Source organism: Pseudomonas sp. Z1-29, assembly GCF_051131995.1.
Lineage (GTDB): Bacteria > Pseudomonadota > Gammaproteobacteria > Pseudomonadales > Pseudomonadaceae > Aquipseudomonas.
Genome location: NZ_CP071645.1, coordinates 1609545 through 1630899, shown reverse-complemented (window position 1 = coordinate 1630899; position 21355 = coordinate 1609545). Strand labels below are relative to the sequence as shown.

Genomic DNA, 21355 nt, shown 5'->3' with positions numbered 1-21355 from the left:
CTGCTCCAACACACGGCAAGCAAGTCCCAGCGATATGTCCTACAAGCTGCGTGGCCTCGGCCTGACAGCCTTTTCCCAGTGACCTGCTTAAAGTCCGCACCTGTCAATCCTGACAGGTTCTGCCGGGATTGAATCCCGATATAAGGAGGTATCCCCAGTCCTGACCCAGGCCTGGGGGGCGCCGTGCAAGCGACAGCAGGACAGCACCGCGTCCACGCCATCAATGATGATGAATGGGAGATTCAATCATGTACCAAGCCAGCACTGCTTCAAGTCGTTCGCCAGCAGGCTCTATCCGACACCGCTGCCTCTCGCCTTCAAGACAGCTACTTTTTCCAACATAACCCAAGAGCAGGCCGAGCAAGGCATCGTTTGGCTCATCGAGCCGTATGGCGTTCATATCCTGCCAATCTGGGACCCAGCCAACCAGATAGGTAAAGGCGAAGTGGCCTACCTCATTGAAGGTAAACCTGCCAAGTCCACTCCAACCAACACCAAGGTAGGGCTAGCGCAGGGGGAAGGCAGCTGCAACGTCCCGGCTAATCCTTGACCTGACAATCATCGCTGCGCGACAGACAGCTGCCTTGTCGAGGCGACTGTCTGTCATGGCTTTGATGTTCTCTCGGCACATTTCGGAAAAATCCTACATACGGGTCGCATCCTGCCCTATAGCCTGCGCCGCCTTCTGTAACTGCTCGCCGATGGTGCCCTATGTCCACTGCTCGCTCGTTCAAGCTGCATCCTTTGTCCCGTACTTTGAAACTGCTCTCCTGCGCACCGCTCTGGTTGTTTTCCGACGTTGCCCTGGCAGCGCGGGTGCTCGTTCCCGGGGAAGTCCTGACCATCGACAACAGCACGCCTGCGGACAATTATGTGTTGAATGGTGCCTCGACGCTGAACGTCAACGGCGCCCAGACCCGGGATATCCTGGTCAATGAATCGACCCTGAATCTCACTGGCGCAGCGGTACAGGCCACGGACGAAAGTGGCGTCCACGTTGTGGCGGGCACAGCGAGCATCGCCCAAAGCAATATCTCCTCCAGCGACCGCACCGGATTGGCGCTCTCCAGCGATACGGCCGCGACCAAGGGGGCCAGCGTAACCGTCTCCGATAGCCTCATCAGCGGCGCGATCGCCGGCGCCAGCGTCAATGCCTTGACCACCTTGACGGTGCTGCGCTCGACACTGTCAGGCAGCGGAACCGGAACCGGAAGCAGCGGTGATGGCCTGCGCATCTTCAACGGCAGCGTAACGGCCGTAGACAGCCGCATCAGTGGCAGCAGCGAGGGAATTCTTTTTGCCGGCGATGCCAGGCTGGACGTACCCGGTACATTGGAGTTGAACAATACCCACGTGGAAGGGCTCAACGGCTCGGCGATTCTGGTCGACACATTGGGTGTAGGACCGGTGCAGGCCGATATCGCCGTACTCAACGGCTCTACCCTGACCGCCAGCAACGGTATCCTGATGGATGTGCGCCGTGGCGCCGAGGGCAACCTGCGGGTGGGCAACAGCAACACCAAGCTGGTCGGCGACATCCGTGCCGACGACACCAGCACGGCCAACGTGACCCTGGAGCAGGGCGCGAGCCTGACCGGCCGGCTGATCAACGTCGATGCGCTCGCGGTCAACAGCGGTGCGACCTGGGCGATGGTCGAGGACGGCGTGGTGGATAGCTTGACCCTGGATGGCGGCAACGTTCAGCTGGGTAGCCCTACCGAGTTCTATAAGCTCTCGGTAGGCAATCTGTCCGGGACTGGCAATTTCATCATGGACGTCGATTTCGCCACCGGCCAAGTCGATACGCTCGAAGTCACCGGCACCGCGACCGGCCGCCATACCATTCTCATGGGCAGCAGTGGCCAGGATCCACTCGCGCCAGGCAGTATCCCGGTGGTGCATATCGCAGACGGCGATGCGCAATTTTCTCTGCTCGATGGTGCAGTGGATCTCGGGACCTATTCCTACGACCTGGTCAAGCATGGTGACAATGATTGGTACCTGGACACCACGTCCCGAGTGATCAGTCCTGGTACGCGCTCGGTGCTGGCGCTGTTCAATACCGCTCCAACCGTATGGTACGGCGAGTTGAGTACATTGCGCAGTCGCATGGGCGAGGTGCGTATGAACCCCGACAAGGCCGGCGGCTGGATGCGCTCCTACGGCAACAAATTCGACGTCAGTGCCAGTTCCGGCCTGGCTTATCAGCAAGTCCAGCAAGGGGTGTCGTTCGGTGCCGATGCGCCCTTGCCGTTCGGCGATGGGCAGTGGCTCGTCGGGCTGTTGGGGGGCTACAGCCAGTCCGACCTGGATTTGAGCCGGGGTACCAGCGGCACGGTCAACAGCTATTACCTGGGTGCCTACACTACTTGGCTGGATCAGCAGAGCGGCTACTACCTGGATGCCGTCATCAAGTTCAACCGTTTCCAGAACAAGTCCGATGTACAACTGAGCGATGGCAAAAAGGCCAAGGGCGACTACAACAACCATGGCGTTGGTGCCTCCCTGGAAGTCGGTCGTCATATCAAACTGGCGGATGATTACTTCATCGAGCCGTTCACCCAGCTTTCCGGCGTCGTTATCCAAGGCAAGGATTACGATCTGAACAACGACCTGGCTGCCGAAGGCAGTCGCACCCGTTCAATCCTGGGCAAGGCGGGCGCTACCGCCGGGCGCACTTTCAGGCTTGCTGAAGGCAAGACGGTGCAACCCTACCTGCGTGCAGCCTATGTCCATGAGTTCGCCAAGAACAACGAAGTCGAGGTCAACAACAACGTCTTCAATAACGACCTCTCGGGCTCCCGTGGCGAGTTGGGCGTCGGTGTTGCAATGACCTTGACCGACAAAGTCGCAATCCACGCCGATTTTGACTACAGCAACGGCGACAAGATCGATCAGCCGTGGGGAGCCAACATCGGCGTGCGCTATCTCTGGTAGCGCGGGCTGAACGGGCGCCAAACGTCGGGGGGCGACCCTGGCGTTTGCCCCCTGCGGCATTCGAGTGTTCATCAAGCGTGTGATGCCCCGCTCTCGGGACTGGGGATTCTGATTGCCAGCAACGGAGAACATGAAAGATGTCATCAGCCCAGTTCAACCAGCTCCCGTGCACGATGACCGCGCCCTGGACACAGCCCAAACCACTGCCTGATATTCCCGGGGGGGAGCCGAACCTGCTGCACCGTACGGCCTGGAGTGACCCGAGCAACCCCTTGAGGCTAGAGTTCAAGCCCTGGTACGAATCTCCTCCGCTAACGGGTGAGGAGCGGGTGGATGTTTTCCTTGACGATGACGAAGGCAATATCATCGCTACCCGAACATGGGTACTGCCTATGCGAGCGGATGATTATTACGTTGAGATCAGCGCCGACCGGTTGTTGCCGGGTTGCCGATACTCGGTTTCGAGGCGAGCGAAACGAGCGGCGTAACGTTCGCGCAGGTACTGGGTCCAGAATGGCTGGAGCTGGCCGTAGTTGAGCAGGCCTCCCAAGCGCTCCTCCTCCAGAACAATCTGTACCACCCTGGACAGCTCGCCGTGCCTGATCCGGGCAGCGCCGGCAAATGCCATGCTTCCAGGCGCGACAAGAAGGCCGAGGGGCTCGCGCGTGCCGATCAGGTAAGCCATGCGTACCTCGGCAACATCACGTCCCCCGGCCTGCCGATTGGCAATGACCTCGACCGCATCGGCCCGATACTTGGCCCGTAGCCGCTGGTAGAACCAGGCCCCTCGTTGCTCCTCCGGCATGCCGGCCGGCAGCGCCTGATGAACCATGGCCTCGGTTTCGATCCGGGCGAATTCGACACGCAAGCCATCCACACAGGTTTCCCCCTGCGCGCGCATCCGCGCGCCCTCCTCGGCCATATCATTCAATCGGCGCCGCAACACCGCGTCGTTGCCAGCTTGTTCAAGGACCGTCCAGACCGAGCCGATCAGTTCAGGTCGGCGGGCAGCGTGGAAAAAATCGTTGGTTTGCCGCAGTTGATTGATCATGGTCATGAGGTTCGAAGCGCCTGCCCGCCCGATGTCTTGCCATAGTTGCCGGCGACGTGCCGCTTCGAGTTCATCGAGTCCTTCGAGCCATGGGTCGACACTGGGCGTAGGGACCGGTCCCGGTTGAGCGAAATGATCAAGCTGCAAGTCATCCAGTTCGAAGGTAAAGCGAGGGATACCCGGCTGCACCGCGGCCATCGAGTCGAGCAATCGCTGGGAAAGCTCGGGATCGAGCGGGTTGCCGGCCAGCACTACTTCGGTGGATGCCCGGTGATTGCCTCCGTTGCTGAATACATCTTCCGGAATGTGGGTGAGGAGATTTTCGGACAGGTCGAGTTCTTCCAGGCTCGATAGCAAGTGTGCGTCTATCCAGCGGGGAAGCCGCCGGCGGCAGGGCCTTGCCCCTGCAACTGGACGTGCGCGACGAGACGGCGGTAGGCGCGGCCATGGACAGGGCCGCCGAACACTTCGGCGGTATCGATGCCCTGGTCAACAACGCGGGAGCGATTCGGCTCATGGGCGTCGAACATCTTGTGCCGAAACGCTTCGACCTGATGTATCAGATCAACACGCGTGCAGTGATGGTCTGCAGCCAGGCGGTCCTGCCCTACCTCAAGCGCAGCGGCGGCGGCCACATCCTCAACCTCTCGCCACCGCTGAGCCTGTCGTCCCGCTGGTTCGCCCAGCACGCACCCTACACCGTCACCAAGTACGGCATGAGCATGCTCACCCTCGGCATGAGCGATGAGTTCGAGAAATACGGCATCAGCGTCAACTCGCTATGGCCGAAGACCGTCATCGCCACCGCCGCCATCGAGTTCGAACTCGGCGGACGCCAGGCCTTCAAGCGCGCCCGAACCCCCGCGATCATGGCCGATGCCGCCCATGCCATTCTCTCCAGCAGCAATCGCCACGTCACCGGCCGCCTGCTGATTGATGAAGAGCTGCTGGCGGAACAAGGCCAGACCGAGTTCGGACAGTACCGCTACGACCCGCAAGGCGGCCCGCTGACACCCGACCTGTTTGTCGATTGATCTCGGCGCCGTCCTGTAATCAGCTCAATGCCCAACCCACCAGAACCGCCATCTCCAGCAGTTCCAGCAAGGCCCCCGCCGTGTCTCCGGTGCACCCGCCCAAGCGGCGCAGCATTATCCGGCGCAAGCCGATAAAGCCCAGCGCCGCGACCAGCAACGCCACCAGGCCGGCCCAGCCCGCCACCAGCCCGGAGGCCAGCGCAACGGCGCACAGCACCTGCCAACCGACGCGGCGTGGCAGGTGGTCGGCGAGCGCCTGGCCCAAGCCACCGGCACGTACATAGGGCGTGGTGAGGAACAGTGCCAGCAACGCACCACGCCCGAGGACCGGCACGATGAGCAGCGCCAAGGTCTGCTGCTGTTCGATCAGCGCCAGCAACGCGCTGAATTTGAGCAACAGCACCAGCACCAGGGTGACCACCGCGATCGGTCCGCTGCGCGGGTCCTTCATGATCAGCAGCGTACGCTCGCGATCACCGAAACCACCGAGCCAGGCATCGGCGCTGTCCGCCAGGCCATCGAGGTGCAGGCCGCCACTGAGCAACACCCAGGCCGTCAGCAGCAGCGCCGCATGCAGCAGCAACGGTGCGCCTGACAACCAGGCATCGAGCCCGCAGAGCAAGCCGCCGAACATCACCCCTACCAGCGGATAGAACAGCAGCGAACGACCCAGTTGCGCAGGTTCGGGCATGCCCGGCAAGCGCACCGGCAGGCTGCTGAGAAATTGCAGGGCGATCCAGAAAGGCAACATCTTCAGACCGCCTCTTCGAGGACTGGACCGGACGCCACCAAGAGAGAAAACAGCGCGCCGTGGGCGACTTCGACATTGAGCAATTGCTCGCGCGGCAGGCCGCGGGCGCGGGCCAGCAGCAGCCGCATCACGCCGCCATGGCTGACCAGCAGGATGCGCTGCCCGGCGTAGGCTTGATGCAAGCGTTCAAGCGCCGCCAGCACTCGCGCCGAAAACTCGAGTACCGGCTCACCTTCCGGCGGCGTGAAGCCGTAGGGATCGGCCCAGAACCGCCCCAGCGCCTCGGCGTCAGTCTCCATCAATGCCGCCGCGCTACGGCCTTCCCAGGCGCCGAAATGCAATTCCTGCAGGTCCTTGTCCAAGTCCACCGGCACGCCGAGTCGCGCACCCAGCTGTTCGGCGAAACGCGCGCAACGCTGCAAGGGCGAACTCACCAGCCGATCCCACGGCCCGCCCGCTGCGACCGCCGCGTGCATCTGTTCCCAGCCTCGTGGCGTCAGGGCGTCGTCGAGACTGCCGCGCAGCCCGCCGCCCAGTTCGGTCTCGCCATGGCGCAACAGGTCCAGGCGCAAGGTCATGCCGGGCGATCCGCCACGGCCGCTTCGGCGAAGGTCGCCATCTGCCCATGGAGGTCACAGGCCAGGCGCAACAACGGCACCGCCAGCGCCGCCCCGCTGCCCTCGCCCAGGCGCAAGCCGAGGTCCAGCAGCGGTTCGGCAGCGAGGGTTTCCAGCACGTGGCGGTGTCCCGGTTCGGCGCCACGGTGGGCGAACAACAACCAGGGCCGGCACGCCGGATTGAGCCGCACCGCCACCAGGGCCGCGACGCTGCAGATAAAGCCATCCACCAGCACGGCGATGCCTTGTTGGGCACAGGCCAGATAGGCGCCGATCAACGCGGCGATTTCAAACCCGCCAAGGTTGCACAGCGTTTGCAGCGGGTCGCCGTTCGACCCACCGTGCACGGCCAGGGCGCGTTCGATGACCTGGACCTTGCGGCTGATACCCGCCGCATCCAGCCCGGTGCCCGGCCCGACCAGATGCGCCACCGGGCAATCGAGCAAGGCACAGGCCAGCGCGCTGGCCGCCGTGGTATTGCCGATGCCCATCTCGCCACCGATGAACAGTTGCGTGCCGCTGGCAGCGGCGCGCATGGCACTGTCGCGTCCGGCTTGCAGGGCCTGTTCGCCCTGGACCAGGGTCATGGCCGGGCCCAGGAGGAAATTGGCGGTGCCCGGGCCGACCCGCAAATGCCGCACGCCGGGCAAGTCCAGCGAAGGCGTCACGGTGCCCAGGTCGACGACCTCCAGGGAAGCGCCCAACCGCCGCGCGAGCACGCTGATGGCCGCGCCGCCGCTGACAAAGTTGAGCAGCATCTGTCCGGTCACTTCCTGGGGATAGGCCGAGACGCCTTCGGCCACCACACCGTGATCGCCGGCAAAAATCGCGATCCACAATTGTTCAAGACTTGGCTTGACCTGCCCTTGCAGGCCCGCCAGTTGCACCGCCACCGACTCCAGGCGCCCGAGGGAGCCGGCCGGTTTGGTTAGTTGTTGTTGCCGCGCCATCGCTTGCTCCAGCACTTGGCTATCAACGGGCTTGCACGGGTCCAGCCACCAGCGGTGATTCATAACGCAATACCTTTGAGAGTCAGGGGCAGGCCGGCAACGGTCAGCACAACGCGCTGGCAACGTTCGGCCAGGGCTTGATGCAGCCAGCCGGCTTCATCGACGTAACGGCGAGTCAGCTCGCCCAGCGGCACGACACCCAGGCCGGTCTCGTTGCTGACAAAAATGATTTCACCGGGCAGCGCGCCGATGCAGTCCAGCAGGGCTTCGCGCTCGGCAGCCAGTCGGTCGGCATCGTCGAGCACCAACAGGTTGGTCAGCCAAAGGGTCAGGCAATCCACCAGCAGGCAGCGCTCGCTCGCGGCGGTTTCGCGCAACACCTGCGCCAGCGCCAGCGGTTCCTCCACCAACGCCCAATCGGCCGGGCGCCGGGCGCGATGCTGAGCGACACGCTGGTTCATCTCGCCGTCCAGGGGTTGGCTGGTGGCGATGTAGGTCACCGGCAAGCCGGTGCCTGCCGCGAGTTTTTCAGCCAGGCGACTCTTGCCGGAGCGGGCGCCGCCGAGGATCAGTTGCAGCATGGGTCGTTCTCTTTCAAATAGGCGGTGTCGGTGCTGGCCCCTTCGCGAGCAGGCTCGCTCCCACAGGGATTATGTACACCGCAAGGCCCATGTGGGAGCGAGCCTGCTCGCGAAGGGGCCCTTTCAGCCACCTCAAATCCCACAGAGTTCACGCAACACCCCGGTATCCAGATGCCGCTCCACCAGGTCCGCCAACCGCTCGATATCCCGCTCGCGCAACCCGTGGTAATCCACCGCCTGGACGTCCTGCACGCCCGCCCAGCGCAGCAACGCGCTGCTCGCCGCTGGCGTTTCAAACAGCCCATGCAGATAGGTGCCGAAAATCTGTCCGTCGAGGCTTCGGGCGCCGTCGCAACGGCCGCCGTCCAACGTCACCGCAGGGTTTTCCAGGGCCGGGCCAGTGGTCACACCCGCATGAATCTCGTAGCCGCTGACCTCGGCATCCTCCAGGGCCAACCGCCCGCGTACGTTGCGCAACTGCTTCTCATGCTCCAGCGTCGTCTCGAAGTCCAGCAGGCCCAGCCCGGCACTCGAACCGGCCGCGCCTTCCAGCCCGAGCGGATCGTGGACCTGGCGGCCAAGCATCTGCAAACCACCGCAGATGCCCAGCAACTTGCCACCGTAGCGCAGGTGCCGATTGATTGCTGTCTCCCAGCCGTTGACGCGCAAGTAGGCCAGGTCGCTGCGCACGCTTTTCGAACCGGGCAGGATGATCAGGTCGGCCGGCGGGATGGTCTGGCCGGGGCCGATGAACTGCAGGTCGACCTGCGAGTGCAGGCGCAGCGGATCGAAATCGGTATGGTTGCTGATGCGCGGCAGCACCGGCACCACAACCTTGAGTACCTGTTCGGCCTTGTCGGCCTGACGCCGATCGAGACCGTCCTCGGCTTCCAGATGCAGGTCCAGCACATAGGGCAATACGCCAATCACCGGTTTGCCGGTGCGCGCTTCGAGCCAATCCAGGCCAGGTTGCAGCAACGCCAGGTCGCCACGAAAACGGTTGATGATGAAACCTTTTACCCGGGCCTGTTCGCTGGGCGAAAGCAACTCAAGGGTGCCGACCAGGTGGGCGAATACGCCGCCGCGATTGATGTCGGCGATCAGCAGCACCGGGCAATCGACGGCCTCGGCAAAACCCATGTTGGCGATGTCGCCGGCACGCAGATTGATCTCCGCCGGCGACCCCGCGCCCTCGACCATGACCACCGGATACGCCGCCCGCAAACGCTCATGGGAAGCCAGCACCGCTTGCATCGCGATGGCCTTGTAATCGTGATACGCCACGGCGTTCATGCTGGTCACGGCGCGGCCATGGATGATGATTTGGGCACCGGTGTCGCTGTTGGGCTTGAGCAGCACCGGGTTCATGTCGGTATGCGGTTCGAGGCCACAAGCCTGGGCCTGGACCGCCTGGGCCCGGCCGATTTCGCCGCCATCGGCGGTCACCGCGCTATTGAGCGCCATGTTCTGCGGCTTGAATGGCACCACGCTCACGCCCTGGCGCCTGACCCAGCGGCACAGCGCCGTGACCAGCGTGCTTTTGCCGGCATCGGAGGTGGTGCCCTGCACCATCAAGGTGGTCATTGAATGTCCTTGGCGTAGGCCTCGAAAGCCTGTTCGAGACGCAGGAATTCTGCGTCATTGGCCGGCAGCCCGAAGCGCAGACTGCTGGTGTTGATGAACAGCCGCAGGAGAATGCCGCGCTGGGCCATGAATTCATAAAGGGCCCGGGCGTGCTCGGTAACCAGCCACTGGAACAATCCACAACCGCCATCAGGCTTGAAACCGTAATGCTCGAGCAGCAGCGCCAGGCGCTCGCTGGTTTCTTCGCAACGCTGGCGCTGGCGGGCGTGGGCCTCGGTATCCAACAGGCACGCCTGGCCCAATATCCGCGTCGGCCCGCTGACGGCCCACGGCCCGACCTGTTCGGCGAGCAGCCTGAGCAAGCGTCGCTCGGCCAGGACGAACCCGAGGCGAACCCCGGCCAGGCCGAAAAACTTGCCGAACGAGCGCAGCACGATCAATCCGACCTGATGGGCGTAGGCGGCAAGGCTCAGGTGCGGCGTGATATCCATGAACGCCTCGTCCACCACCAGCCAGCCACCCCGCTGGGCCAGCCGGGCATGCCAATCCAGCAGGCGTTCGGGATCCAGGCTCAGGCCGGTGGGATTGTTCGGGTTGACCACCACCAGCACGTCGAGGCTGTCGAGGAAAAAATCCACTTCCGCTTCCAGCACTTCGCGCACGATGTACCCGCTGCGGCGCCAGGCTTCGGCGTGCTCGGCGTAACAAGGCGACAAGACCCCGACCTTGCCCGCTCGGCGTAGGCGCGGCAGCAGTTGGATGGCCATTTGCGAACCGGCCACCGGCAGCACATGCGTCGCTTCGTAATAGTCGCAAGCGGCCTGTTCCAGACCATCGTCGGTCTCGGGCAGGCGCGCCCAGGCGCGCATTGGAATAGCCGGGATCTCGAACGGCCAGGGCGCGAGGCCACTGGACAGGTCGAGCCAGTCGGCCTCGGCAATCCCGTATTGCCGGGCGGCGTTGCGCAGTCGTCCACCATGCTCAAGCATAAAACTCGGCTCCGAGGCAGAGAATCAGCAGCCATAACCATACGCCGCGCTGCACCAATTGCCAGCCTCGGTCAATCGAATCGGCACTCGCCGGCACGCCCTCGCCCAATGGCGGGCGTTGATGCAGTTCGCCGTGATACACCGCCGCGCCCCCCAGTTCCACACCCAGCGCGCCGGCACCGGCGGCCATCACCGGCCCGGCATTCGGGCTGTCCCAGGTCGGGCCCTGGCTGCGCCAGCATTTGAGTGCCAGGCCGGTCTTGCCGAGCACAGCGTAGGTCAACGCCACCAGGCGCGCGGGGATGTAGTTGAGCAGGTCATCGATCTTCGCCGCCGCCCAGCCGAAACGCTCGAAGCGCTCGTTGCGATAGCCCCACATGGCGTCGAGGGTATTGCTCAATCGATACAACACCACGCCGGGCGCACCGGCCACGGCGAACCAGAACAACGCGGCGAACACCGCGTCGCTGCCGTTTTCCAGTACCGACTCGGTGGCGGCGCGGGCAACGGCGGTTTCGTCCAGCTCGGCGGTTTCGCGGCTGACCAGGTAACCGACGCGTCGACGCGCCTCGTCCAGCTCACCGCTGCGCAGCGCCCGGGCCACCGGCTCGACATGCTCGCCGAGACTGCGCAGGCCGAGGGCGCAGTACAGCGCCAGAATCTCCACCAGCCAGCCAATCATCGGTGCCCAGGACAGGGCCGTGGCGAGCAAGGTCAGCGGCACCACGGCGATCACCCACGCCGTCACTCCATGGCTGCGCCAGCCACGCCCGCCGGAGTTGAAACGTTGTTCGATGCGATCGGCAAAGCCGCCGAACGCCACCAGCGGATGCCAACGCCGGGGCTCACCCAGCAGCGCATCCAGCGCCACCGCGGCGGCACTGAGCAACGCTACGCTCATGGGCGCACTCCCCAGTAGTTTTCGTAAAGCAGTTCAGTGAGCGGACGCGGTTGCGCCCAGCCTTCCAGGGCCAGCATCGGCGCTGGGTAGAAGCCTTCGACCGGTCCCAGGCACAGGACCGCCAACGGCTTGGCCCCGGCGGGCAGGCCCAGCAGGTCAGCCAGGGCCTGGGGATCGAACAGCGACACCCAGCCCATCCCCAGCCCTTCGACGCGGGCCGCCAGCCACAGGTTCTGGATGGCGCAGGACAGCGAGGCCAGGTCCATTTCCGGCAGGGTCCGGCGACCGAAGACATGCCGCTCGCGATCGTCCATCAACGCCGCGACGAGCACCTCGGCACAGTCGCTGATGCCTTCGACCTTGAGCTGCATGAATTCATCGCTGCGCTCGCCCAGGGCTTCGGCGGTGCGGATGCGCTCCTCTTCCACCAGTCGCTGGATTTGCCCACGCAAGCCACGGTCGCTGATACGGATGAAGCGCCACGGTTGCATCAGCCCGACGCTGGGCGCCTGGTGCGCGGCTTCCAGCAGACGGCGCAGCAACGCCGGCTCGACGGTGCCGCCGCTGAAATGGCGCATGTCGCGGCGTTCGGCGATGGCGCGGTAGACGGCTTCGCGTTCGGCCTGGGCAAAGGCGTTGTCAGTCATGGCCTCATCGCGAGCAAGCTCGCTCCCACAGGGTTCAGGTGATCAAATGTGGGAGCGAGCCTGCTCGCGAAGACGGCCGCAGGGTCGGGCGCAAGCAACGCGGCAATCGCCCCGGGATTGGACGGAAAGTAAAAATGCACATAGGAAGCCGTCATCCGCCCCAGGCGGAAAACCGCCTCAGCCCCTCGCCCACCGTTCGGGCTGTGCCCACGGGCGATCGGCTCAAGTTCAGTGCTGGTCAAGGAGTGATGATAGGTATGCCCGCGCAGGGTGCCTTCCGGCAGCTCGACTGATTGCAACGCCAAGGCCGCAAGGCGCTTTTGCATCTGCGCTTCACCGCTCAACAGGCCGAGCAGCTCGGCGCGAGTGCCCTCGACGTCGGTCAATGAATCGAGCAGGTAGAGCATGCCACCGCATTCGGCGAGCAGCGGTTTGCCGGCTGCGTGGTGGGCACGGATCGCCGTCAGCATCGGCACGTTCCGCGCCAGTGCAACGTGGTGCAGCTCCGGGTAACCGCCAGGCAGATACAGGCTGTCCGCCTCGGGCAGTTCGGTGTCATGAATAGGGGAAAAGAAGGCCAGTTGCGCGCCCATGGCCCGCAGCAGGTCGAGGCTCGCGCCATAGGTGAAGGCAAACGCTTCGTCGCGGGCGACGGCGATGCGCACACCGTCGAGCCACGGCTCGACGGTTGTCAGTTCGGGCGCGGCGAACTCGACCTGGGGCGGCAGCGACACTTCACAACTGCCGGCCAATGCTTCGGCCGCTGCGTCGAGGCGAACGTCCAGGTCATTCAGTTCGCTGGCCTGGACCAGCCCCAGGTGGCGGCTCGGCAGCTCGATGCCGGTTTCTCGCGAGAGCGCGCCGTACCAGCGCAGGCCTTCGGTCAGGCTGCCTTCGAGCAATTGCGCGTGGCGCAGGGTGCCGACCCGGTTGGCCAGTACGCCAGCGAACGGCAAGTCCGGCTGATAACGGGCCAGGCCCAGGGCCAGGGCACCGAAGGTCTGGGCCATCGCCGTGCCGTCGATCACGGCCAGCACCGGCACGCCGAAGTGGCGCGCCAGGTCAGCGCTGGACGGGGTGCCGTCGAACAGCCCCATCACGCCTTCGATCAGGATCAGGTCCGCTTCGGCGGCGGCTTCCCACAACAGTCGGCGACTTTCCTGCTCGCCGACCATCCACATATCCAGTTGATAGACCGGTGCGCCACTGGCGCGCTCAAGGATCATCGGATCAAGGAAATCAGGTCCGCATTTGAACACACGCACCTTGCGCCCCTGGTTGCGATGCAACCGTGCCAGCGCCGCAGTGACGGTGGTCTTGCCCTGGCCGGAAGCCGGCGCGGCAATCAACACCGCCGGACAGTGGCGGCTGGTCATCGAAGCATCATTCACAGTTCGACGCCTTTCTGCGCCTTGATGCCGGCCTGGAAGGCATGCTTGATCATGCCCATTTCGGTCACGGTATCGGCCAGCTCGATCATTTCCGGCTTGGCACCCCGGCCGGTGACCACCACGTGTTGCATCGGCGGACGGGCCTGCAGATCGCTCAACACCTGATCGAGATCGAGATAACCGTGCTTGAGAGCGATGTTCAGCTCATCAAGCACCACCAGGCCGATCGATGGATCGCCGAGCAGTTGCCGCGATACCGCCCAGGCCGCTTCGGCGGCGGCGATGTCGCGCTGACGATCCTGGGTTTCCCAGGTGAAGCCTTCGCCCATGACGTGAAAGCGCACCTGCTCCGGGAAGCGTCGGAAAAACAGCTCCTCGCCGGTGCTGTTGCGCCCCTTGATGAACTGCACCACGCCGCACTGCATGCCGTGGCCCATGGCACGGGCGAGCATGCCGAACGCCGAACTGCTCTTGCCCTTGCCGTTGCCGGTCAGCACCAGCAGCAGGCCACACTCGTTCGGTGAATTGGCGATGCGCTCGTCAATCACGGCTTTCTTGCGCAGCATGCGCGCCAGGTGGCGTTCGTCGCGATCGGGCGTATCGGTCATGAGGGGAGCTCTCCGTTGGGACTGGATAACGGCGGGCGGGCAGAAAAAAGGACGGCAGCGAGCCTGGCATCGCCCACCGTGATGCCGTTGGATGAATCAGGCCGGTCTCCGGGCTCATGAGCGGCGTAATGCCTGGCTGCGCGCCTTCCCATGTCTTGCGACACAGTGGCCTAGGCACAGCGTTGACTCATTTACCGTTGCGGGGGCAGCGCCGGGTTCGCGTTCGCTCACCGGCTTCCCTGTTTCACTCTGTCGGCCGCGACCGCGCCACAGAGCACCTGAAACAAGCCGCGAAGGTTAGAGGGTTGGGGATGGAGCGTCAATTAAAGCCGCCACCTGTATCCACTCGTTGACTGGCCCTGATCAATAAACTGACAGCGATCTTGTGTGAAGCTGCGGCAAGTGATATCAAATAGACACTACGACCCGATATCACAAGAACAAGAGGGCAAACGCATGCAAGGCATGATCATCAGCAATCCGAAGCTGGAGTTTCTACGCCCGGTGCTGGAACGCTGGTTCGACTGTATCGATCGCTACAACGCCGTGCGCGGCGATAACGACACCCCCTACTGGCATGATCAAAAAGCCAACCTCGGGTTGCTGTCTGCCGCTGCCTGGATGGCTGAGATGGTCACGCTGCAGAACGCAGCGACGCGCAAGCAGAACGAAGAAGGCGAACGCAACGTCAGCGCCGACCTGTTCATTGCCAGCGCCGATGAGCGCGCCTTTATCCAGGCCACCCAGCGCTGGCCGAAGGTCAACAACCTGAACCTGACCCAACCCTTGCTCGAAGCCGCCAGCGACGCCAAGCGCATCAGCTACGCCAGCGACCTGAAACTGGGCTGCCTGTTCGTTGCCCCGCAAAAAGCCCAGCAAAGCGCCACGCCAGAAGAGTTGCAGGACATGATCGACGACCTGCAGAAGGAGAACACCTGCGCCGTGGCCTGGTACTTCCCCTACGCCTATCGCAAATTGCGCAACGAGGCGGGCCAGTACCATCCGGGTATTGCGCTGCTGCTGAAACAGGCGCACGGCTGATTCATGGATCAGTGGGAAAACATGTGGGAGCGAGCCTGCTCGCGAAGACGGTGCAACAGTCGACATCGATGTTGCCCGATATAGCACTTTCGCGAGCAGGCTCGCTCCCACAAAGGAATCTGTCTGCCTGACTGTTGTTACCCACCGTTGAACCATCCCACGTCTACGCTCCTCTATGAGTAACCACATGCACTCATAGGGAAGCCCGCATGCTCAAGCCACCTCATCTGTTAATCATTGCCCTGGCTACGGGGCTTGTCGCGTGTGGCGAGTCTTCCACATTGCAGGTTTCCGACGGCACCGGCCCGTCGCCGAAACTGCCCGAACCGAACAAGACCCTGATTCCCACGGTGAATATCGCCGAAGCGGTCGGCTGGCCGGACGGCGCCAAGCCAACCCCGGCCCAAGGCCTGCAGGTAGTCGCGTTTGCCGAAGGGCTGGATCATCCGCGCTGGCTTTACGTACTGCCCAATGGCGATGTGCTGGTGGCCGAAACCAACACCCCGCCCAAGCCCGACGATGCCCAGGGCATTCGTGGCTGGGTCATGAAAAAAGTCATGGGCCGGGCCGGCGCCGGCGTGCCCAGCCCCAACCGCATCACCCTGCTGCGAGACGCCAATCACGATGGCGTCGCCGAGACCCGGACGATTTTCCTGGAGAACCTCAATTCGCCGTTCGGCATGACCCTCGTCGGCAATGACCTGTACGTGGCCGACACCGACCGGTTGATCCGCTTCCCGTACAAGGAAGGCGACACACAGATCAAGGCACAGCCAACCAAGGTGGTCGACTTGCCGGGTGGCACTTTGAACCACCACTGGACCAAAAACGTCATCGCCAGCCGGGACGGCAGCAAGCTGTACGTGACCACCGGTTCGAACAGCAACGTTGGCGAGAACGGCATGGAAGCGGAAGAAGGCCGGGCGGCGATCTGGGAAGTCGACCGGGCCACAGGCACTCATCGCATCTTCGCCGCGGGCCTGCGCAATCCCAATGGCCTGGCGTGGGAGCCACGCAGCGGCGCGTTGTGGACGGCGGTCAACGAACGGGACGAGATCGGCAGCGACCTGGTGCCGGACTACATCACGTCGGTCAGGGATGGCGGCTTCTATGGCTGGCCTTACAGTTATTACGGGCAGAACATCGACGTCCGGGTCGAGCCGCAAAACCCCGAGCTGGTGGCCAAGGCCATCGCCCCCGACTATGCGGTGGGCCCGCACACCGCCTCCCTGGGGCTGAGCTTCGCCGAGGGCAGCAAATTGCCCGCGCCGTTCACCGAAGGGGCTTTCATCGGGCAACACGGCTCCTGGAACCGCAAGCCCCACAGTGGCTACAAAGTGATTTTTGTTCCGTTCAGCGGCGGCAAACCGGTCGGGCAACCAGTGGATGTGTTGACCGGTTTCCTCAATGCAGACGAAAAAGCCCAGGGCCGGCCGGTGGGCGTGGTGATCGACAAGCAGGGCGGGTTGTTGGTGGCGGATGATGTGGGGAACAAGATCTGGCGGTTGTCAGGTAAATAGGTTCCACACTCTCTTGTGGCGAGGGGATTTATCCCCGTTGGGCTGCGCAGCGGCCCTTTATCTGTACCCCGGTATCCCAGGCTGCTCGCATTCATCCATTTAAGCTTTAGGGCTGCTTCGCAACCCAGCGGGGATAAATCCCCTCGCCACAAGAGCCTATCCAGCAGAAATCAGGGATTACGCGCCAGGTGCTCCGGCTGTAGCACTCGCTTGGCGCCCAGGTAGGCTTTCTGCCAATAGGCCTTGGACAGACTGTCGAGCTTGACCGTCCCGCCCGTGGCCGGCGCATGGACGAAACGCCCCTCCCCGACATAGATTCCGGCATGGCTGACCTGGGAGCCGCCATTGGTGGCGAAGAACACCAGATCGCCGCTCTGCAACGCATCCTTGCCGACTTCCGGCGCGCGCATGCTGATCATTTCGCGCGTGGAGCGTGGCAGCGAGATGCCGGCGGCGTCACGGTACACATAGCCGATCAAGCCACTGCAATCAAAACCTGAATCCGGCGTGTTGCCGCCCCAGCGATAAGGCGTGCCCACCAGGCCCAAAGCCCGGAACAGCACGTCTTCGGCGGCGGGAGAAAAAGTCTGGGAAGGTGCGAACACCACCGGAGCCCGCACTGGCGCGGGCGGCGGGGTGCGACTGGCGCACGCGCTGAGCAGTGCGGCAAGAAACATGAGAGCGAGGCGGGCCGACGTCGACATAGGCACAACAATCCTGATCTGGATGCGGCTATTTCTGCCGTGGAGATGGAAACAAGTCCGCCCGCGTAGTACGCAGGCGGATTGCCATCAATCAATGATCATGGATTCTAGCGGCTATGGGCCAAACTTCAAGTAAGACTTTAAGTTTGCCCTACAAACTGTGCGTTTACTTGCGAGCCGTCACTACAGTCGGTGCCATGGCGAGGGCACGCTTGGCTTCGATGAAGGTCTTGCTCCAGTAGCTGTCGCCCAGGCTGTCGATTCGCACCCCACCGCTGCGGCGGCTGCTGGAGTGGATGAACTGGTTGTCGCCCAGGTAGATACCGGCGTGGCTGACGCGACCGCGACGACCGTTGGTGCTGAAGAACAGCAGGTCACCGGGTTCGAGCTGGTTGCGAGCGACCAGCGGGGCCTTCACGTTGATCATTTCACGCGTGGAACGCGGCAGGGTCATGCCCGCCTCTTCGCGAAACAGGTAGCCGATGAAGCCGCTGCAGTCGAAGCCGGCTTCGGAGGTCCCGCCAAAACGATAACGTGTGCCGATCAACGACATGCCGCGCTCCAGGATGCTGTCTGCCAGCACTGGAAGCTGATAAGGCTTGCTGCCGGCGAAGTCTGCCAGCTCTTTGTCGGAGGCCATTTCTTCCTGGAACGCAACGACGGAAGACTGGGCGGTAACGGTGTTATTCACCTGTGGTTGTGGCGCTTGCTGGGTCACTGGAGAGTGGGCAGCGCAACCGAACAACAGGGTAACGAGTGCGAGAGGCACGAGGGGTGCGAAGCGATTTAGCATGGGCACGACCGTGGCTGAGGTAGTAAAGATGGCGAGACTATGCCTTCTATCAACCTCATTTGCAAATTCAATCGATACAAATGTGACTTCTTGATTTCTCGTTTACATCTAAGCGCTTAAGCCCGTATTGAGCGGTTTGCAGGCCTCCAGCCCAGTAAAACCGCGGGCTTCGTCGGGTCAAGAAGAGGCTTTAAGCCATCATCTCGCGACAGTTTTACCAGCCTAAAGTTTCTTTCAAAAAAGGAATGGTCAGCTTGCGCTGGGCCTGGAGTGAGGCCTGATCGAGACGTTCGAGCAATTCGAACAGCGCGCTCATGCTGCGGGTGCCACGGGTGAGGATGAAATGCCCGACCTCGTCGGTCAGGTGCAGGCCGCGTCGAGATGCACGCAATTGCAACGCGCGAAGCTTGTCTTCGTCGGAAAGCGGGCGCATCTGGAAGATCAGCGCCAGGGTCAGGCGGGATTTCAAGTCGGCCAGCTTCACTGGCAACTCCCGTGGCGAGGTCGATGCGGCAATCAACAGACGCCGGCCACTGTCGCGCAACCGGTTGAACAGATGGAACAACGCCTCTTCCCAATCGGCCTTGCCGGCCACTGCCTGGAGATCATCCAGGCAGACCAGTTCGTACTGCTCCAGGTTGTCGAGGATTTCCACGCCGCGATCCAGCAGCTCGGCCAGTGGCAGGTACACGGCAGGCTCACCCAACTGCTCGAAGCGCAAGCACGCCGCCTGTAACAGATGCGTGCGCCCTACCCCGTCCTTGCCCCACAGATAGATCAGGCTCTCGGTCCAGCCGGCGTCGGCTTCGCAAAGCCGCTCGACATAGCCGAGTGCAGCGGCATTGGCGCCTGGGTAGTAATTGATGAAGGTGGCGTCGTCACGCAGACGCACACCAAGGGGCAGCTGAATCGGTTTCATGCTGACTGAACGGTTCCAAGGGAACCATTAGTGGCCTCTGTGTAAAGTTTGCAAAGTTTATACCCGTGGCGCGGACCGCACAATGCGCCGGACCACGAGCAAAATCAAAGGTTTGCAGCAGCAAGGGCACGGAGCGTCAGTTTCCCTGACGCCGCGCCTGCCATTTCCCCTAGAGGTCGGGGTCCTCTGCGCCGCTATATATGTCGGAATCCTTGTACAGATCGTGCATATGACGCACCAGCACCATGATCACCGCCGCCACCGGCAGCGCCAGCAGGATTCCGGTGAAGCCGAACAACTCGCCACCCGCCAGGATCGCGAAGATCACCGCCACCGGGTGCAAGCCGATACGATCTCCCACCAGCAACGGCGTCAGCACCATGCCCTCCAGCGCCTGCCCGACCATGAATACCGCGACGATGCCGACCATGGGATACAGGTCGCCGCCAAACTGGAACAGCCCGGCAATCAACGCCGCGCCAATCCCGATGACAAACCCCATGTAGGGCACGATGGCCGCCAACCCGGCGATCAGGCCGATCAACAGGCCCAGCTCCAACCCTACCAGCATCAGCCCCGCCGCGTAGATGAAACCCAACGCGACCATGACCAGCAACTGCCCCCTGACAAACGCCCCTAGCACTTCGTGGCATTCGCCAGTCAGCGTCATGATGCGCTCTTCGCGATGACGCGGCAGCAGGCTGCGGATCTTCGCCATCATCAGGTCCCAATCGCGCAGCAGATAAAAGGCCACCACGGGAATCAGCACCAGGTTCGCCAGCCAGCCGATCAGCGCCAGGCTCGAAGCCGTGGCCTGGCTCAATACCACGCCGACGATATCGGTGGTCTGCCCCATGTGCTCACTGATGGCGGCCTTGACCTTGTCGAACTTCCAGAAGCCGTCCGACAGGCCCAGCTTCGATTGCACCCAAGGCACTGCGGTGTGCTGCAGCCAATCGAGCATCTGCGGTGCCAGCTCGTACAGGCGCACCAGTTGCTTGGCCAGCATGGGTATCAGCACCAGCAGCAGAGCGCTGACGATCAAGGTAAACAACGCGAACACCGCCACCACGCCCCAGGTCCGGGACAGCCCGAGCTTTTCCAGGCGATCCACCACCGGATCGAACAGATAGGCCAGTAACAGCGCAACCAGGAACGGCGTGAGGATCGGGTGAAGCAAGTAGATAAATGCAATCAGCAGGGCGACCCCACCCAACCAGAACCAACGCCGCGTATCGCCCATGAACCACTCCTGCCCCTATAAAAGAAAGAAAACTACCAGCGGAATCGCAAGTTAGCCGCCGGCGACGGTGTCGGTGTCGCGACCGGAACCGTTCCGTCGGCGGCCGGCTGCGCCGCAGGCGCTTGCGCGACGGCTTCACCCGGCGGCAATTCCTGCAGTTTGGCCAGGGCCAGTTGTGCCTTCAATTGCTCGGCGCTGCCGTTGACCTTGTAGACAATTCTGTCGCCCTCGACCCGCTGCACCTGGCCAGCGAACGGTTCGAGCAGACGCCCCAGCGCTGCATAACGTTCCAGATTCATGCCTTGGACTTCCAGCAACTGCTCGGTCGCCACGCCCGGCTTGGCCACGAAACGCGGCGCCAGGCGCTGGCTCACCGCCAACATCACGGCATCGGCCAGCGCAGCGGGATCGGCGCCCTGGGCGCTGCCCTGCTCGCGCTGGTCGCCCAGCCACAGGCGCCAGGTGGCCTGCCACTGGCCTCCCTCCTCCTTGGCATGGACCGCCAGCAAGGCATCCGAGCCATACCGGTCCGACGCCTCACGCAACGGCGCCGGGTCGTTGCCTTGCAACGTCGGCGCGGTGGCGACAATCTGCTCGCTCAAATCCGCCAACGGCAGGTGCAGCGGCAAGCCCCGGTGCTGGGCCGCGCGGCGCAGAGGCGTGGCGCTGGCCTGGCCATCACCGACCAGGCTGGAGCCTTCTGCCGAGTCATTCAGCCACCAGCCTAGAATCGATGGACGATTCGCGCCCCAAAGCGGCAGCCCCGCCGAACGCAATGCCCGGTCGGTGCTGGCGGGATCGAAGTCCACCTGCAGGCTTTCCGGAGGACCGGCGTCGTAGCCGTACTGCAGAATGATCTGCTGCGGGTCCTTGCGGATAGCCGCCAGGCCGGGATTCTGCGCGGCCTTGGCGTCGCCGGTCAGGCGCAGCACCAGGGTGTCCAACGCTCGCAACGTTGCCTGGTTTCGCTCATCCGGCGCCTGGCTGCTGACCGGCTCACGCACCTGATAAAGGTTATTGAGGGTTTCGGCATGGCTCGCCAGGCTGATCAGCGACAGGCAGCCCATGGACAAGAATTTGAAAAGACGCATGGA

The 21355-nt window shown here is 63.2% G+C and carries 19 protein-coding genes, 1 pseudogene and 1 riboswitch; of the genes and pseudogenes, 4 read left to right on the top strand and 16 right to left on the bottom strand.

Annotated elements, in window-relative coordinates; all coding sequences use genetic code 11:
* Positions 1-711 precede the first annotated feature (711 nt).
* A complete protein-coding gene (locus J3P84_RS07615; RefSeq protein ID WP_434629084.1) occupies positions 712-2937 on the top strand; it encodes an autotransporter outer membrane beta-barrel domain-containing protein in 2226 nt (741 codons plus the stop codon).
* A gap of 409 nt (positions 2938-3346) precedes the next feature.
* On the opposite strand, the gene J3P84_RS07610 is transcribed toward J3P84_RS07615, so the two are convergent.
* The gene (locus tag J3P84_RS07610; RefSeq protein ID WP_434631189.1) at positions 3347-4186 is read right to left on the bottom strand and encodes an NEL-type E3 ubiquitin ligase domain-containing protein; all 840 of its coding nucleotides are present in this window, start codon (positions 4184-4186) and stop codon (positions 3347-3349) included.
* A gap of 140 nt (positions 4187-4326) precedes the next feature.
* Here J3P84_RS07610 and J3P84_RS07605 point away from each other — a divergent pair.
* Positions 4327-5022: pseudogene (locus tag J3P84_RS07605) on the top strand (SDR family oxidoreductase); the annotation flags it as partial.
* 19 nt (positions 5023-5041) lie between these two features.
* Here J3P84_RS07605 and J3P84_RS07600 read toward each other — a convergent pair.
* The 10 genes from J3P84_RS07600 to cobO form a co-directional block, all read right to left on the bottom strand.
* Entirely contained in the window at positions 5042-5773 is a 732-nt protein-coding gene (locus J3P84_RS07600) for an adenosylcobinamide-GDP ribazoletransferase (protein ID WP_434629082.1), read from the bottom strand.
* 2 nt (positions 5774-5775) lie between these two features.
* Positions 5776-6351 carry an alpha-ribazole phosphatase family protein gene (gene cobC / locus J3P84_RS07595; protein ID WP_434629080.1) on the bottom strand — a complete coding sequence of 192 codons (576 nt, stop codon included), beginning with the start codon at positions 6349-6351 and terminating at the stop codon, positions 5776-5778.
* Positions 6348-7403, bottom strand: coding sequence for a nicotinate-nucleotide--dimethylbenzimidazole phosphoribosyltransferase (gene cobT / locus J3P84_RS07590; protein WP_434629078.1), 1056 nt, complete (start codon positions 7401-7403; stop codon positions 6348-6350). Before cobT ends, cobC begins: the two co-directional genes overlap by 4 nt.
* The gene (cobU, locus tag J3P84_RS07585; RefSeq protein ID WP_434629076.1) at positions 7400-7921 is read right to left on the bottom strand and encodes a bifunctional adenosylcobinamide kinase/adenosylcobinamide-phosphate guanylyltransferase; all 522 of its coding nucleotides are present in this window, start codon (positions 7919-7921) and stop codon (positions 7400-7402) included. The genes cobT and cobU overlap by 4 nt, the downstream gene beginning before the upstream one ends.
* 132 nt (positions 7922-8053) lie before the next feature.
* The gene (locus tag J3P84_RS07580; protein ID WP_434629074.1) at positions 8054-9505 is read right to left on the bottom strand and encodes a cobyric acid synthase; all 1452 of its coding nucleotides are present in this window, start codon (positions 9503-9505) and stop codon (positions 8054-8056) included.
* Positions 9502-10494 (bottom strand): threonine-phosphate decarboxylase CobD, encoded by a 993-nt coding sequence (gene cobD / locus J3P84_RS07575; protein ID WP_434629072.1) that lies wholly within the window; start codon positions 10492-10494, stop codon positions 9502-9504. The genes J3P84_RS07580 and cobD overlap by 4 nt, the downstream gene beginning before the upstream one ends.
* A complete protein-coding gene (gene cbiB / locus J3P84_RS07570) occupies positions 10487-11395 on the bottom strand; it encodes an adenosylcobinamide-phosphate synthase CbiB (RefSeq protein WP_434629070.1) in 909 nt (302 codons plus the stop codon). Before cbiB ends, cobD begins: the two co-directional genes overlap by 8 nt.
* The gene (gene bluB, locus J3P84_RS07565; protein ID WP_434629068.1) at positions 11392-12042 is read right to left on the bottom strand and encodes a 5,6-dimethylbenzimidazole synthase; all 651 of its coding nucleotides are present in this window, start codon (positions 12040-12042) and stop codon (positions 11392-11394) included. The genes cbiB and bluB overlap by 4 nt, the downstream gene beginning before the upstream one ends.
* Positions 12039-13418: a cobyrinate a,c-diamide synthase gene (locus tag J3P84_RS07560; protein ID WP_434629066.1), complete on the bottom strand. Its 1380-nt coding sequence runs from the start codon at positions 13416-13418 to the stop codon at positions 12039-12041. The genes bluB and J3P84_RS07560 overlap by 4 nt, the downstream gene beginning before the upstream one ends.
* Positions 13419-13429: 11 nt before the next feature.
* Positions 13430-14041 (bottom strand): cob(I)yrinic acid a,c-diamide adenosyltransferase, encoded by a 612-nt coding sequence (gene cobO, locus J3P84_RS07555; RefSeq protein ID WP_305499435.1) that lies wholly within the window; start codon positions 14039-14041, stop codon positions 13430-13432.
* Positions 14042-14123: 82 nt separating this feature from the next.
* Positions 14124-14338, bottom strand: a riboswitch (cobalamin riboswitch).
* 159 nt (positions 14339-14497) lie between these two features.
* On the opposite strand from cobO, the gene J3P84_RS07550 reads away from it, so the two are divergent.
* Together J3P84_RS07550 and J3P84_RS07545 are read left to right on the top strand one after the other, a co-directional pair.
* A complete protein-coding gene (locus tag J3P84_RS07550; RefSeq protein WP_434629064.1) occupies positions 14498-15082 on the top strand; it encodes a hypothetical protein in 585 nt (194 codons plus the stop codon).
* Between the two features lie 209 nt (positions 15083-15291).
* The gene (locus J3P84_RS07545; RefSeq protein WP_434629062.1) at positions 15292-16602 is read left to right on the top strand and encodes a PQQ-dependent sugar dehydrogenase; all 1311 of its coding nucleotides are present in this window, start codon (positions 15292-15294) and stop codon (positions 16600-16602) included.
* Between the two features lie 170 nt (positions 16603-16772).
* Here the strand turns inward: J3P84_RS07545 and J3P84_RS07540 are convergent, their stop codons facing one another.
* From J3P84_RS07540 to J3P84_RS07520, 5 genes are all read right to left on the bottom strand, one after another.
* Positions 16773-17306: a C40 family peptidase gene (locus J3P84_RS07540; protein ID WP_434629060.1), complete on the bottom strand. Its 534-nt coding sequence runs from the start codon at positions 17304-17306 to the stop codon at positions 16773-16775.
* Positions 17307-17472: 166 nt separating this feature from the next.
* Positions 17473-18099, bottom strand: coding sequence for a C40 family peptidase (locus tag J3P84_RS07535; protein ID WP_434629058.1), 627 nt, complete (start codon positions 18097-18099; stop codon positions 17473-17475).
* Positions 18100-18313: 214 nt separating this feature from the next.
* Positions 18314-19018 carry a DnaA regulatory inactivator Hda gene (hda, locus tag J3P84_RS07530; protein WP_003178999.1) on the bottom strand — a complete coding sequence of 235 codons (705 nt, stop codon included), beginning with the start codon at positions 19016-19018 and terminating at the stop codon, positions 18314-18316.
* 169 nt (positions 19019-19187) lie between these two features.
* A complete protein-coding gene (locus J3P84_RS07525) occupies positions 19188-20261 on the bottom strand; it encodes an AI-2E family transporter (protein ID WP_305499429.1) in 1074 nt (357 codons plus the stop codon).
* Positions 20262-20293: 32 nt separating this feature from the next.
* Positions 20294-21352, bottom strand: coding sequence for a DUF2066 domain-containing protein (locus J3P84_RS07520; RefSeq protein WP_434631186.1), 1059 nt, complete (start codon positions 21350-21352; stop codon positions 20294-20296).
* Positions 21353-21355 lie beyond the last annotated feature (3 nt).